This window comes from Lysinibacillus sp. NPDC058147 (assembly GCF_042884205.1).
Classification (GTDB): Bacteria; Bacillota; Bacilli; order Bacillales_A; family Planococcaceae; genus Lysinibacillus.
Map to the genome: position 1 here is coordinate 77,882 of NZ_JBHVUJ010000002.1, position 13,202 is coordinate 91,083.

The 13,202-nt window shown below is 33.1% G+C and carries 17 protein-coding genes; 10 read left to right on the plus strand and 7 right to left on the minus strand.

Annotation, left to right across the window (positions count from 1 at the left end; translation table 11 throughout):
* Positions 1 to 119: 119 nt before the first annotated feature.
* Together ACFVT8_RS05690 and ACFVT8_RS05695 are read right to left on the minus strand one after the other, a co-directional pair.
* Positions 120 to 578: a putative iron-sulfur cluster-binding metallochaperone gene (locus tag ACFVT8_RS05690; RefSeq protein ID WP_387082637.1), complete on the minus strand. Its 459-nt coding sequence runs from the start codon at positions 576 to 578 to the stop codon at positions 120 to 122.
* Positions 579 to 789: 211 nt separating this feature from the next.
* Positions 790 to 1,692 carry a DMT family transporter gene (locus ACFVT8_RS05695; RefSeq protein WP_387082638.1) on the minus strand — a complete coding sequence of 301 codons (903 nt, stop codon included), beginning with the start codon at positions 1,690 to 1,692 and terminating at the stop codon, positions 790 to 792.
* A gap of 208 nt (positions 1,693 to 1,900) precedes the next feature.
* Between ACFVT8_RS05695 and ACFVT8_RS05700 the strand changes: the two genes are divergently transcribed.
* From ACFVT8_RS05700 to ACFVT8_RS05720, 5 genes are all read left to right on the plus strand, one after another.
* Positions 1,901 to 2,386: an Lrp/AsnC family transcriptional regulator gene (locus tag ACFVT8_RS05700; RefSeq protein WP_387082639.1), complete on the plus strand. Its 486-nt coding sequence runs from the start codon at positions 1,901 to 1,903 to the stop codon at positions 2,384 to 2,386.
* Positions 2,387 to 2,471: 85 nt separating this feature from the next.
* The gene (locus ACFVT8_RS05705; RefSeq protein WP_387082640.1) at positions 2,472 to 3,041 is read left to right on the plus strand and encodes a histidine phosphatase family protein; all 570 of its coding nucleotides are present in this window, start codon (positions 2,472 to 2,474) and stop codon (positions 3,039 to 3,041) included.
* An 81-nt stretch (positions 3,042 to 3,122) separates the two neighbouring features.
* Positions 3,123 to 4,328, plus strand: coding sequence for a phosphoenolpyruvate hydrolase family protein (locus ACFVT8_RS05710; RefSeq protein ID WP_387082641.1), 1,206 nt, complete (start codon positions 3,123 to 3,125; stop codon positions 4,326 to 4,328).
* Between the two features lie 285 nt (positions 4,329 to 4,613).
* The gene (locus ACFVT8_RS05715; protein ID WP_387082642.1) at positions 4,614 to 5,873 is read left to right on the plus strand and encodes a Tm-1-like ATP-binding domain-containing protein; all 1,260 of its coding nucleotides are present in this window, start codon (positions 4,614 to 4,616) and stop codon (positions 5,871 to 5,873) included.
* A complete protein-coding gene (locus ACFVT8_RS05720; RefSeq protein WP_387082643.1) occupies positions 5,839 to 6,663 on the plus strand; it encodes a phosphoenolpyruvate hydrolase family protein in 825 nt (274 codons plus the stop codon). The genes ACFVT8_RS05715 and ACFVT8_RS05720 overlap by 35 nt, the downstream gene beginning before the upstream one ends.
* Before the next feature lie 205 nt (positions 6,664 to 6,868).
* Here the strand turns inward: ACFVT8_RS05720 and ACFVT8_RS05725 are convergent, their stop codons facing one another.
* The 3 genes from ACFVT8_RS05725 to ACFVT8_RS05735 form a co-directional block, all read right to left on the minus strand.
* Positions 6,869 to 7,390 carry a GNAT family N-acetyltransferase gene (locus ACFVT8_RS05725; protein WP_387082644.1) on the minus strand — a complete coding sequence of 174 codons (522 nt, stop codon included), beginning with the start codon at positions 7,388 to 7,390 and terminating at the stop codon, positions 6,869 to 6,871.
* 140 nt (positions 7,391 to 7,530) lie between these two features.
* Positions 7,531 to 7,677 carry a YjcZ family sporulation protein gene (locus ACFVT8_RS05730; protein ID WP_387082645.1) on the minus strand — a complete coding sequence of 49 codons (147 nt, stop codon included), beginning with the start codon at positions 7,675 to 7,677 and terminating at the stop codon, positions 7,531 to 7,533.
* Positions 7,678 to 8,087: 410 nt separating this feature from the next.
* Positions 8,088 to 8,717: a LysE family translocator gene (locus ACFVT8_RS05735; protein WP_387082646.1), complete on the minus strand. Its 630-nt coding sequence runs from the start codon at positions 8,715 to 8,717 to the stop codon at positions 8,088 to 8,090.
* A 270-nt stretch (positions 8,718 to 8,987) separates the two neighbouring features.
* Between ACFVT8_RS05735 and ACFVT8_RS05740 the strand changes: the two genes are divergently transcribed.
* The gene (locus tag ACFVT8_RS05740; RefSeq protein ID WP_387082647.1) at positions 8,988 to 9,239 is read left to right on the plus strand and encodes a hypothetical protein; all 252 of its coding nucleotides are present in this window, start codon (positions 8,988 to 8,990) and stop codon (positions 9,237 to 9,239) included.
* A 158-nt stretch (positions 9,240 to 9,397) separates the two neighbouring features.
* On the plus strand, positions 9,398 to 9,907 hold the full coding sequence (locus ACFVT8_RS05745) for a MepB family protein (RefSeq protein WP_387082648.1): 510 nt from the start codon (positions 9,398 to 9,400) through the stop codon (positions 9,905 to 9,907).
* 421 nt (positions 9,908 to 10,328) lie between these two features.
* On the opposite strand, the gene ACFVT8_RS05750 is transcribed toward ACFVT8_RS05745, so the two are convergent.
* Positions 10,329 to 10,964, minus strand: coding sequence for a GDSL-type esterase/lipase family protein (locus tag ACFVT8_RS05750; protein WP_387082649.1), 636 nt, complete (start codon positions 10,962 to 10,964; stop codon positions 10,329 to 10,331).
* Positions 10,965 to 11,181: 217 nt separating this feature from the next.
* Here ACFVT8_RS05750 and ACFVT8_RS05755 point away from each other — a divergent pair, with 217 nt between their 5' ends.
* Both ACFVT8_RS05755 and ACFVT8_RS05760 read left to right on the plus strand, forming a co-directional pair.
* A complete protein-coding gene (locus ACFVT8_RS05755; protein WP_387082650.1) occupies positions 11,182 to 11,457 on the plus strand; it encodes a hypothetical protein in 276 nt (91 codons plus the stop codon).
* 19 nt (positions 11,458 to 11,476) lie between these two features.
* On the plus strand, positions 11,477 to 11,629 hold the full coding sequence (locus ACFVT8_RS05760; RefSeq protein ID WP_387082651.1) for a hypothetical protein: 153 nt from the start codon (positions 11,477 to 11,479) through the stop codon (positions 11,627 to 11,629).
* Between the two features lie 85 nt (positions 11,630 to 11,714).
* Here ACFVT8_RS05760 and ACFVT8_RS05765 read toward each other — a convergent pair whose 3' ends face one another.
* On the minus strand, positions 11,715 to 11,906 hold the full coding sequence (locus tag ACFVT8_RS05765) for an RNA polymerase subunit sigma (protein ID WP_387082652.1): 192 nt from the start codon (positions 11,904 to 11,906) through the stop codon (positions 11,715 to 11,717).
* A 598-nt stretch (positions 11,907 to 12,504) separates the two neighbouring features.
* Here ACFVT8_RS05765 and ACFVT8_RS05770 point away from each other — a divergent pair.
* The gene (locus tag ACFVT8_RS05770; protein ID WP_387082653.1) at positions 12,505 to 13,065 is read left to right on the plus strand and encodes a hypothetical protein; all 561 of its coding nucleotides are present in this window, start codon (positions 12,505 to 12,507) and stop codon (positions 13,063 to 13,065) included.
* The last annotated feature ends 137 nt before the right edge of the window (positions 13,066 to 13,202 follow it).

Consider the following 13,202-nt stretch of genomic DNA (forward strand, 5'->3'; position numbering starts at 1 on the left):
AAAATGGCTTTTTACGAAGAATAATAGTTTAGTTTATAAACGATTGGAGGTTAGAAGGAAATAAGAACAAAAAAAGGTCCTAAAAACCTTGTTTTTTTAAGGTTTTTAGGATAACTACGCTAGGCTAGACCTTTAATATATTTCGTAACATTCCCTAAACAGCAACTACCTTGTGGATTGTTTATCTCGCAGCCACAACGATTTTCTTTTATATTTGCACGAATATGTTCTAATGGATTAGGCTTAAGTTCATTTTCAACATATTGCTTAATTTTTTCTTTAGTCCAATCAAAACAATAACAAACCGGTGTACTTAATGAATCATCCTTTTGATGTACATCTACCTTTATATCAGATAGAAAGTACTCCTTATGACTCGTATCAAAATAAACGACATGACAATCTTTAGTAGCACAAAAATAGTGATTTTCCATAGCATTTATTGATCCTAAGACAGCTGGTTTCAACATTGATTTAAGAGTTAGTAGTTGTACATTTTTAGCTTTAGTTTTGCAAGAGGGACATACAATAGTGTTTTCATTTATTTTTTTATTACTACTACTACAACAATTTCCCATCTTCATACCACCTCATACAATTTATTTTCAGTCGCCGAAGACATTCGTGCAGTTTTCGTGAGGACTCATCATACCCCTTATATAAAGTATAACCCATGTACGAAGGTTAATGGGAAAGGAATTGTTTCATTATCAACAAGACAGTGAACATTAAAAAATCAAGAACTCGAAGGAATAAATAGTAATTCCTTTTTAGAAAACACCAAAATTTTTAATTTGAAAGCGACGTATTTAAATAAGTTGTTTTTGTTTTAAAATGTGAAAATAAAAAACATCCCATAATAACAATCAATCCCCCAATTCCTTGCGTCCAAGAGATGCTCTCTCCTATAAATAAAAACGCTAGAAGTGCCGTGAAAATCGGATTGAAATTAAGGAAAACACCGGATGTTGTAGCCCCTAATTTTTGAATACCAATGCTCCAAAGTACCATACAAACGACAGTGGAGATAAAGCCTGTATATAACAGGGATAGAATAAAAGAATGATTCACGTTAGAAATGGTAAAATCCTTAAGGTTAAACGGCAATAGTATAATAAGTCCGAATATACCTGAATACAAAGTAGCCATTAGTGGAGAGGTAGTTTGCATTGCCCATTTATTACAGACGGAATAAATACCCCATATACATACAGCTGCAAGCATCCATAAATCCCCCAAATTAAAATGAAAAGAAAATAAAAGGTTGATGTTTCCCTTTGAAAGTACGAGAAGAACACCGAACAATGAAAGTAGCATTGAAAGTGCTTGGAGCATATTAATTTTTTCTTTTAGAAAGACAAATGAAAAAACGGCAATTGAAATTGTATTTAATGTTGAAATGAGGCCAACATTCGTCGACGTAGTTCTTTCTAATGCTAAAAATTGAAAGATATTGAACAATACCACACCAGTAATGCCCATTAACAATAAAGGGAGAAGGGCATCTCGGGAGGGAAGCAATCTTTTTTCTTTCCACCAGACCATTGGAAGAAGTACAGCGACGGCAATAATCCATCTTAAGCTCGTCAATGTTAAGGGAGAGGCATGATCAACAAGAGATTTGGCAACAACAAAATTGCCTCCCCAAAGTAAACTAGTTAAAAGCATTAATAAAACATAGACATTCGGCAAATCCGATCTCTCCTTTGATTCTCATATGTACAATCGAGTTATATTAGATAAAAGAATCATAACATTTTCACTTTTTACGCAGTATAATATTTTGTACAATGAATAAAAATCAAAATAACAATAAGAATAATAGAGTTTTACGGAATAATATTAATAATAGCTGTTAAATGTAGATGAATTTTCGAATAAAAAAAGGAGAAAAAATAGCATGAGAGATGTTGAAAGAAAATTATTAGATAGTGTTGATACTCAAATACTAGATATTTTGCAGAGAGAGGTTCAGATAAGTAATGCAGAGATAGCGAGACGGGTGAATTTGTCCCCACCGGCAACCCATACGAGGATAAAACGTTTAGAAAGTGAAGGGTTTATTGACAAACAAGTTGCCATTCTAAATCATGAAAAACTGGGATTCGACTTACTGTGCTACGTTTTCATGAGTACAAATATTCATCAAGCTAAGGAATTAGAAGCTTTGGAAAATGCCTTAAAAACAATGCCAGAAATATTAGAATGTCATTGTTTAACAGGAGAGTATGATTATCTTTTAAAGGTTATTATTCGAGATCGAAAAGAATTAGATTGCTTTATAAGAAAATTAAATAGGCTAGGCATCTCCCGCATTCAAACAAACCTATCTTTAAGAGAAGTTAAATATTCTACAGTCTTACCGATATCAGATGATGAACAGTAGAAGAATATGGATTTTTAGCTTCGTTACATAAATGCTTAAGATCATAACCTCGAGCATAGAAAGTATGAAAATTATAGGAGGCATTATGAAAACATTCATATATATGGTACGTCACGGTGATTCACCAAAAGACGGAAATGAAAGAACGAGAGAATTAACTGAAAAAGGTAGATTAGACGCTCAAAGAATAACTGATATTCTACAAAAAGAGGGCATTGATACTGTTATCTCAAGCCCGTATAGTCGTTCAATCCTAACTGTTCAAAAAGTCGCTGAACAAATAGGAAAAGAAGTAATTATATTTGAAGATCTTAAAGAGCAAATTTTTTGTACTGGAGATAAGCGAATTTCTGACAAGGAATTATTCCCTTTATTAGAAAAGTCATTTTCTGATCCAACCTATGCATTAGAGGGAGGGGAGTCTAATGCTGACTGCCAACACCGTGCTATAAGAGTTTTAAAAGAAATATTAATCACAAATCGAGGAAAGAAAGTAGTCATTGGCACACATGGGGCTGTGATGACTTTAATGATGCAGTTTTTTGATAGTAGATACGATTTGAACTTTTTATTACATACAACAAAGCCAGATATATACAGAATGGAATTCGATGGACAAGAATTGATTGATGTAAAAAGGTTATGGGTAATTTAAGTGAGGGTTTTATTAGGAGTCTTGAATTAAAAACAAATGATTTTTACAGCACTTTATAAAGTTAGTAGAGGTGAAAAATATATGGAGGACAAGCTAAATAAGAAATATGAAATAAAAAATAATATAAGAAAACAAATTAATAATAATAATTATATTTTAGGTGTTGCTGCTGGTTCTGGAATGACGGCTAAATACGCAGAACAAGGCGGTGCTGATTTTATTTTAGCATTAAATTCAGGCCGATTCAGATTAATGGGTGTAAGTTCATTAGCCGGTTTCTTACCGTATGCAAATAGTAATGATGTAGTAATGGATTTTGCCTGTAAAGAAATCATTCCGATAATTAAAAAAATTCCAGTTTGTTTTGGTTTATGTGCAACTGATCCAACAATTGAGTTAGATAGCTATATCGATTTAATTCAGAAAAATGGATTTACAGGCATTAATAATTATCCAAGTATTGGCCTAGTAGATGGACTTTTTAGAGAAGCTTTAGAGGAACAAGGGATTACTTATGAACAAGAGGTTGAAGCAATTCGTATCGCTAGTGAAAAGGGATTGTTTACTGTAGCCTTTGTTTTTAATGAAGAGCAAGCTAAAAGTATGGTAGAAGCAGGTGCAGATATTATTTGTGTTCACTTAGGTTTAACGAATGGTGGTTCGTTAGGGGCAAAAAAGATTTTATCTTTACAGGCTGCTAAAAAAGTGGCGGTAAATATTTTTAATAAATGTAATGAACTGAATCCAAACATTATTAAAATGATTTACGGCGGCCCGGTTAATAAACCAATAGATGTTCAATATATGTATGATGATACTACGATTATGGGCTACATCGGAGGTTCTGTTTTTGAAAGAATTCCAAATGAACAAACTCTCATACATATTACGAAATCATTTAAGCAAACGAACGATTTTCAGTTGGAAGAATTAATCGGTAAAATTACAGATGGTTTAGGAAGTCATGATGATTATATTAATTTTATTAAGAAATATATAAGTTTGCATTATATGGACGAAATATCATTGAATGAAATGGCAGAAATATTAAACTTGTCTCGTTCTTATTTAAGCACCTTATTTAAGAAAGAAATGGGTATTTCATTTACAGAATATCTTATTCATTTTCGACTTAATAGGGCGATTGAAATTTTAAAATTTGAAAAACTACCTCTAAATAATATTGCTGAAATGGTAGGTTACCCTGATTATACTCAATTTAGTAAAATATTTAAAAAATATAAAGGTGTATCACCTAAAAACTATTTAACTTCTTTCAGCAGGTGATGTTAGCCTAAAATTATCGCATCCATGCAATAACGGCTAACTGACCTGAATCGGTGCTACTGTCGTTTACGCTTTCGCACAAAAAATGCAGGCCAAAGCACAAAGCTGATTCCAGACGCAATTATGCAAGGCATAATTGATAATATAACAAAGAGACAATTTTATAGAACAAAAACACATTAACTCTCCCGAAAGAAAACGTTATTATGGAATGGAGTAATAAATGAAACCGCTTTCTTATATGATTATTTAATGTTTTAAAGATCAAGAAGGGAGAGAGTTAATATGAAGACAATTGCTTTAGCAGGAACATTTGATTCAAAAGGAAAAGAATATTTATATGTAAAAGAGTTGATTGAGTCGTTAGGTTTCAATACTTTCACAATCCATACAGGTGTTTTCACCCCAGTATTTGAGCCTGATGTATCAAATGCTGAAGTAGCGGCTGCAGCTGAAGAAGATATACAGGAGATTGCAGCAAAAAGAGACCGAGCAAATGCAACCGCAGTTCTTGCTAAAGGGATGGAAGTGCTTTTACCGAAATTGTATGAAGAAGGTAAATTCGATGGTGTACTATCCTTTGGAGGTACTGGAGGGTCGTCTATTGTTACAACTGGCATGAGAGCTTTACCAATTGGTGTTCCTAAAGTAATGGTTTCAACAGTTGCTTCTGGTAATACAGAGCCGTATGTAGGGACTAGCGACATCATGATGATTCCGTCAGTAGTGGATGTAGCTGGTTTAAATGTAATTTCGACTAAAATTTTTACGAATGCAGTATTTGCGATAGCAGGCATGCTTAACTTTGAAAATAAAGCGATAGTGAAAAAGAAGCCCCTTATTGCTGCAACAATGTTTGGACTGACAACACCTTGTATTAATCAGGCTAAAGATTTCTTAGAAGCTAAAGGATATGAAGTATTAATTTTCCATGCAACAGGTGTTGGTGGTCGTACGATGGAGAATTTAATAGCTAATGGATTTATAGATGGTGTCCTTGACATTACTACCACTGAATGGGCCGATGAGTTGATTGGGGGCGTATTGAAAGCTGGACCGCATCGTTTAGAAGCAGCATCAAAAAAACAAATTCCTCAGGTTGTATCAGTAGGAGCAATAGATATGGTGAACTTTGGTCCATTTGATTCTGTCCCTCAAAAATTTGAAGGAAGAACATTTTATAAGCATAATCCTACAGTTACTTTAATGCGCACATCTGTTGAAGAAAACAAGCAAATAGGTGAGGTAATTGCTGAAAAATTATCTTTAGCCAAAGGGTACACGGCATTATTTTTACCGCTCAAAGGGCTCTCTGGACTTGATGTTGAGGGGCAGCCTTTCTATGGTTTAGAGGAAGACAATATGTTATTTGATACATTAAGAGAAAATGTTGACCAACGTAAAGTGGAAATGATTGAAATCAATGCGGACATAAATAGTGAGGAGTTTGCACTAGCTGCAGCGAAAAAGTTAATTGCATTAATAGAAAATAAAGTGAGGGACAACGATCATGTTACAGAGACAAGAAATATTGAATCGTTTTAAAGAAGAAATTAATAAAGGAAATATTCTTCTAGGTGTTGGCGCTGGTACAGGAATTACAGCGAAAAGTAGTGAAGCTGGTGGAGCCGACATGTTGATTGTCTATAATTCAGGTCGTTATAGAATGGCTGGCCGAGGTTCACTAGCTGGTTTATTATCGTATGGTGATGCGAACCAAATTGTTGTTGAAATGGGTAATGAAGTATTACCTGTTGTAAAAGATACCCCAGTACTAGCTGGTGTTAATGGAACAGACCCTTTTAAACTAATGAGTGTTTTCTTAAAGCAGCTGAAAGATCAAGGCTTTAGTGGCGTTCAAAACTTTCCTACAGTCGGTTTAATTGACGGGGTTTTTCGTCAAAATCTAGAGGAAACAGGAATGGGCTATGATTTAGAAGTGGAGATGATTAGAGAAGCGCATAAATTAGATTTGCTAACTACTCCATATGTTTTCGATGAAGAGCAAGCGAAGAAAATGGCTGAAGCGGGTGCAGATATTTTAGTGGCCCACATGGGATTAACAACAAAAGGGACGATTGGTGCACAAACAGCATTAACTTTAGATGACTGTGTGGATCGAATCCAAAAAATTATTCATGCTGGTAAGTCTGTAAATCCAGATATTTTAGCAATTTGCCATGGAGGTCCAATTGCAGAACCGGAAGATGCTGCTTATATTATTGAAAGAGTCGATGGAATAGTTGGTTTCTTTGGTGCATCTAGTATTGAAAGATTTGCTGCGGAAAAAGGAATCAAGGAACAAACTGAAGCTTTTAAGAGTATAAACAATTAACTTTCAATCGAAGACAATTTCCTCTTTCAAAAGTCTGAAATAGGCTGAGACATAAGTATATTTGCAAAGCGAAATTAACATCAGAAATAAACGCGAGAAATCAATGTTCAAAAATTGATTCTCGCGTTTTTAGGCATTGATTGTTATGGATCTTGAAGTAGGTTGGATATTAGGAAGAAATTGTACATCTAATAATAATATATAGTTAGATTTTAGTAGTTTTTAATTCCATTAACAATGCACTTTCATTATTAATTTTTTTAACTTTTGAAAACCCGCATTTTTCGTAACATCTAATAGTTCTTTCATTAGAAATTTCAGGGTCTAATATTATTATATCAGCGTCAGTAATGCTGATAATGAGTTCAATAAATTTACTAACCATAATCGTTCCAAAACCTTTATTATACAGTTTAGGACTACCGATAAATTGGTCAATTCCAAAAATCATTTGATTATTTAAATATCCTAATTCTTTTTGTTCTTCTTCTTGAAGTTTATAGTATTGCATAAATCCTATAGGGGAACCGTCTAATTCAACAATGAAAGGGAAAACTGGGATTTCACCATGAACTCGTGGTTCATATTTTATCCTTACTTGTTCTTTTGTAAATGGTGAATTAATATCCCCATAAAATTCTAAAACTTCTTTTGTACTTAACCATGTAGCCATTAAATCATAATCATTATCAGTCATTTTCCTGATGGATATATTGTTTGTCTTCAAAATATGTACCCCTTTCAAAACTTTTTGTATATCATAATATACCAAAAATTGTATGTGTAATACAGGTGATTACTGAACGATTTGAGGAAAGTAACTATAAAAGGGTCACCAGTCTGAAGGCGACCCTTAAATCGGAAATATTAATACTCTCTATTCAGGAATGTAGCTCCGATAATAATTAGAAGTATAAATAGAACTACAATTAAGGCAAATGAAGAACCATTATTATATCCGCCACCATAGTAGCATCCATTATTTATTCCACCAACGTTTCCGTAGTATCCCATAATATATCCCTCCTTTCTACACTCTATAATATGTAAGCTGTAGAGAAGGAGTAGGGTGTTAAACCATTCAGCTGTAGGCATAAAAAAATATATTTTTGTGAGATAGGATAATAAAAAAGGGCCACTTGGGATAGGAGTGACCCTTAGAAAAAAGTTTCGGAGGTGTAAGGCTAAATTAGCTTTACATTACTATTATTATGATGTGATAGCTATGTTTGTATAGTGAATTGCCTGTGAAATAGATTAAAAAATAAAAAAGCCGTAGCGTCGTCACATGCCTCATTAAACTAATGAACAATATGACGAGTGCAGTCAAAGGAGTGGATTAATAAGAAAACAGTCCTTTCTAATTTGAAAGGACTGTTCAAATTCAATATAACATTGTGAATAGGGGGCATTGTTATACAAATTTATTGAGGAGCTTTCGTTTGAAGCAGCTTTAACCCCATCCAAATAAATATCATTCCTGTTATCTTATTCAAGATTATTCCTACCTTTTGGTTTCCTCTTAGTTTTTTAGTAACGTACGAAGAGAAATAAGCAACAAATAAACACCATAATAGTCCAGTTGCTGTAAAAGTAAGACCCAAAATTAAAAAAGGGATAGGACCTGATGCCCTAACATCTATAAACTGCGGGAGAAACGCAATAAAAAATAAAGAAACTTTAGGATTCGTTAGACTCGTTAAAAGTCCTTGTATATAAATTTTTCTTAAGTTTAATTTATTAGATGACGCTTCGAAACCAATGTTTGACTTATCTAGTATCATTTTAATCCCTAGATAAACAAGATAAATAACACCAACAATTTTAATGGTATTAAATAATACAATCGATTTTGTAAGTATTAGCGATAAACCAAAAGAAACTAATAACGTATGAACTAAGGAACCAGTAATAATACCAAATACAGAATAAATACCAGCTCTTCTACCTTGTGAAATACTTCTACCAACAATATACATGGTGTCCGCACCAGGGATTAGATTTAATAAAACCCCGGTTAATAAAAACATTTCATAATTAATAATACCGTACATTTTAGCACCTCGATCTCTTTTTTTGGGGGTGCCCTTATCGATATTAAAGTAAATGAATGAAAAACAAAAGCTTTTTTTATACAAGTGGCTTAGCACAAAGAAAATATCAGTGGTTATAAAGCTTGGGAGTCTACATACACCACAGCTCAGAACTTAACCTTTTACGGTTTGCAGTAAAAAGAGAAAACATTATTTATAAAGAAAACAAGTGAACTAACAGATTTATTTGAATATAATATCTGAAACTAAATGAATGAGGGGGACGGTGTAGTGAGTGAAATAGATAAACGAAACAGACTTGGTGAAGAACCATTTGATTATCAAATAACGAAAAAGGGAACGGTAGTAATATATTACGAAGGTAAACAAATTAAAATTGTAAAGGATAGGGAAGCCGAACGTCTTATCGTAAGAATAAATGAAGTTGAGGATAATATACTCGCGGTACAGTTATTGTTAGCTAAAATTACGGGTAATTTTAAACGTGGTAATGAGAAATTTGGGAAAAATAAAAGAAAATAACTTGAACTTAATTTGCGCAGAGGATTGGGTAAGTGAGTAATTGAAAGAAAATGTTCAGTAAATCGAAATGGAGAAATAAAGCTTTTTTAATTATCAATGACGGTGACAAATTCTTAATGATATACTGGGATATTGTAGTAAAAGATAAGGAGGGAATTATGAATAATTTTAAGAAGATGTTAGCATATGTAGATGAATTACTTTATAAACCATATCATTTAACTATAAAAAATATCGAAGAAGAAACTCAAAATTCAGATTATGGAGCAGGGATATTTCAGTTAAATTCTAAATCGGTTAGGTTTAGAGTTGCAAAAATAACACCTACTAAGATAGGACAGTTTGTCTCCTTTTGGGAAAAGAATGAAGATAATAAAAACCAAGCATTCTCATATGATAATGCTACTGATTTATTGGTAATAAACACTTTTAATAATAATGGAGATTTTGGCCAATTCATTTTTCCGAAAAATGTTCTTTTAAAACAAAACATCCTTAAAACCACTAATACAACGGGGAAAATGGCAATTAGAGTTTATCCTAGTTGGGATACTCCCACTAGCAAACAAGCGATAGCAACACAAAAGTGGCAATTACCATATTTTATAAACTTGAACGATATTAATAGTTTACCATTACATGAACTATTAAAATTATACACTAACTAAAAAATTGACATCTTTAAGTTTGACATTTACTGCACATTTTGAGTAGAAGGAGAGTTTTCCATTAAAAAAGAGGATTTAATTGAATCCCTACATCATCTTTATTCATCAATCTATATCTAATTTGTATGTTACAGTAAGTTCCTGACTATAAGTGTTTGAGACGTTTAATCAAATGCGAAATTGTTCACTAATTCAGTTGATTCTATCCAAGGGTAAGTGAATATTTCAATGCGAAGCAAAGGAGCATTAAGAATTAGAAAGAGATTGGGAAAACTATTGGTATACAGACCAAAGAAAGCTGAATTTGATATGGTTCACCGGGGTGTATCTAAGCACAAGAAACTTTTTTATTAATTAGCAAAAGGCTGACAATAATGCTCAGCCTTTTATTAGAAAAATGATTATACCTACTGCCTATGTCCTATAACGGGGAAAATCCGAGCTTACTAAGAGCTAATGCCATTTGATAGTATCCTCTACTATTAGGATGAACGCCTCCTGATGATATAAAAGCTTTTTCATTCCCCTTAAATACACTATAAATATCAGCTACTTTAACGTTCATTTCCCGACCAAAACTTTTAATCAATGAATTAAACGCTCTAATTCCCTCATCTGCTATAGGAATATCGCTAAATGGATTGTATAAATTCTGTAACCGTAAAATATATCGATCTTGTTTGTCTAGATGGTGAATTTTATCTAATATTTTTGAAATGTTTTTCCCTGATTGTTTAATAGCACGAGCTATAATTTCTTCGTTTTTATTAATTAGAAAATCTTTAGCAGCGTTTATTAAATCATCCCCTCCAGCTGTTATTGTGATGATATTTGCACACTTTACAGCTTCCATAACAATAGGTGCATTTAGCATATTTATAACATCCTCTGTCGTTGCTCCTGACCTTGCAAATTTTTGATAAGAAATACGATTTTTTAAAATTTGCTGGCTTAGACATCTATAATATTCAACATATCCAGGATCCATAAAAGGAACACCGATACCTACAGTGAGGGAATCGCCTATCGCAAGATAACGTAAATGATTGAAATCCATATTTCACCTCAACTAATCAGTTATAATTCTTATAATATTCAGCGAAAGGTAAATGGGGAAGCATTAAAAAGAAGGGGGAAACAAAGCTAGACAAGGATAGCAACTGCCGTCGTCATTAGAATCGATAAAAAATTATAATTACTTCCTTCTTTATGAAAGAAATGTTTCGGAAAGAGAAAGGGCTGCTAAGAATAAGAAAGTTAAAGGCATCATCGGTATGACATTTTTGGACCAAAGAAATCAACAAGTTCGTGATGAAACAGCTAGAAATATCTTTATGAGCCGGGTTGGAATTCCAATGGCAGGGGTTGCATGTAAAATGGGGCTCGGAAGCTTCAAGATGAAGATGAGTACGGCTTCTAAAATGAGTGCCCTATGTAATAATAAGAATGTTATGGAAGTATTTAATCGTGATAAAACTTCTGCTGCAAATAAGGCGAGTATGGAATTTTTAAATAGTTACGGTAATTACATGCCATTTAACACAACCTGAACATGATAGATGGACACCGTTGCATTTAAGTACACCGTTCTTAGATAAAATAAAAAAGGTATATGTAAATATAGTTAAGTTAGAAAACGGTGGTCACTATCCAGTGGAACAACCGGCGTTAGATCAAATGCATGACGCCATCGTGAAATTCATTAATAAGGTTACAAAATAAATCTAATTCATCATAGTATTTACTGGATATGCTGAGAGAAATGTTTTGTAAAAGGTGAATAGAATATTCAAATCAGCCTCTGGTTTTAGCTTTTTTCCGTTTCATCTTTTTTACTTCTAAGTAGCAATGCGATAAATAAAAAACTTGCTACCCAAAAAGAAAAGAGAAAATTTTCAAGCCAAGGCAAATTACCGTTTTTGAAATAATCCCAAACAGTAGTAAATAAAAACAGTGTTAAAAAGAAAGCGATATATAAGCATTTTCCGAATGTAGTCAATTAAAGCACCTCTATATGTAATAATAGTAAATTGAATAGAAAAATAACTATTGATATGGAATGAATTACCTAAAGTACAAATATGGAGGTCATGACGACCAACAAACGCCACAATCTAATAAGTAAGATACACTCATATTAATTTGTGCAAATTGAAGATACTTATACATTAAAAAAAGCGTAAAAATATTAATTTGGCGGTGTTTTTGCTTATAGCCGGCCCAAATAGATTAGGAATCTTTAAAACATTTATAGATAAAAGAAAGTACAAGTTAGTCTATTTCATTTTTCCTTCTTTGAATAATGTAGTAAAAAGGAGGGATATTTAAATGGGGAGTAACTGTAATAATACTTTGAATCACCACCAAGAAAAAAATAAATGTGGGTGCGAGACCGACGACTTACCTGCACCTCATAAACTTGTTCGAGGCAAGACAAACCTGGCCAGTCCATACTTTTTAAGAGATTAGAGATTAACTTAGCTTAAATGTTTTATTTAAGAAGAAGATTTTAAAATCATTCCCTTCATCATAATTGTCTCCCTTCATCATAATTGTCTCCCTCCATTGAATAATGTAATAACAAGGAGGATGACAAAATGAATTTTGAAAGTTTCGATAGACGTGAAAAGGATTCAATTAATAAAAGAATTAGCAGAATTCATGATGATTGCGAAGAAAGTTGTAATAATAAAAATGTTCATCGAGGAATACAAGTCCCACAAGAACCTTTAGGTACAGGTCTTCCAGGGTTTGCTTATATTTATGATACAACTGCTCAACCAGGTATTCCGAATAATGGTTCAGTTACTTTCAATACAAATGGCAATATTACACCTGCAGGGTTTGTAACACATGTACCAGGAACAGCACCTATCATTATAAATCAAACGGGTATTTATCTTATTACCTACGAGGTGTTCGTTACAGGTGGCCCTTTTGCATTTTCCCTTTTCAATGGCGACAACCAAATAGCAGGTTCCAATTACGGAGGCAATGGTGGTTCTGACCCGCAAAATGGTCAAGTAATCACTACTTTAAATGCATCGAATGTTCTTACTTTGAGAAATATTCATCCAAACCCAACAGCTTTATTAAATACAGTTATTGGAGGCACTCTGGTTATCAGCGCGTCTATTGTCATTTTAAGGTTGGCTTAAGAATTTTATTGCAAGTCACATCTAACCAGGTGTGGCTTTTTACATTTATAGCTTAGCTTTATTCTTACAAATAGAAGTTTGAGAGGATTGTGCATTTTCGAGCACTTGTTGCTCAGTAAGTTTGTTTTAGTAAGTTT

Bases quoted from the DNA above. Each gene is read 5' to 3' on its own strand.
- ACFVT8_RS05690 (WP_387082637.1), bottom strand. From the start codon at position 578: ATGGGAAATTGTTGTAGTAGTAGTAATAAAAAAATAAATGAAAACACT.
- ACFVT8_RS05700 (WP_387082639.1), top strand. From the start codon at position 1,901: ATGAGAGATGTTGAAAGAAAATTATTAGATAGTGTTGATACTCAAATA.
- ACFVT8_RS05705 (WP_387082640.1), top strand. From the start codon at position 2,472: ATGAAAACATTCATATATATGGTACGTCACGGTGATTCACCAAAAGAC.
- ACFVT8_RS05710 (WP_387082641.1), top strand. From the start codon at position 3,123: ATGGAGGACAAGCTAAATAAGAAATATGAAATAAAAAATAATATAAGA.
- ACFVT8_RS05715 (WP_387082642.1), top strand. From the start codon at position 4,614: ATGAAGACAATTGCTTTAGCAGGAACATTTGATTCAAAAGGAAAAGAA.
- ACFVT8_RS05720 (WP_387082643.1), top strand. From the start codon at position 5,839: ATGTTACAGAGACAAGAAATATTGAATCGTTTTAAAGAAGAAATTAAT.
- ACFVT8_RS05730 (WP_387082645.1), bottom strand. From the start codon at position 7,677: ATGGGATACTACGGAAACGTTGGTGGAATAAATAATGGATGCTACTAT.
- ACFVT8_RS05735 (WP_387082646.1), bottom strand. From the start codon at position 8,717: ATGTACGGTATTATTAATTATGAAATGTTTTTATTAACCGGGGTTTTA.
- ACFVT8_RS05745 (WP_387082648.1), top strand. From the start codon at position 9,398: ATGAATAATTTTAAGAAGATGTTAGCATATGTAGATGAATTACTTTAT.
- ACFVT8_RS05750 (WP_387082649.1), bottom strand. From the start codon at position 10,964: ATGGATTTCAATCATTTACGTTATCTTGCGATAGGCGATTCCCTCACT.
- ACFVT8_RS05755 (WP_387082650.1), top strand. From the start codon at position 11,182: ATGACATTTTTGGACCAAAGAAATCAACAAGTTCGTGATGAAACAGCT.
- ACFVT8_RS05770 (WP_387082653.1), top strand. From the start codon at position 12,505: ATGAATTTTGAAAGTTTCGATAGACGTGAAAAGGATTCAATTAATAAA.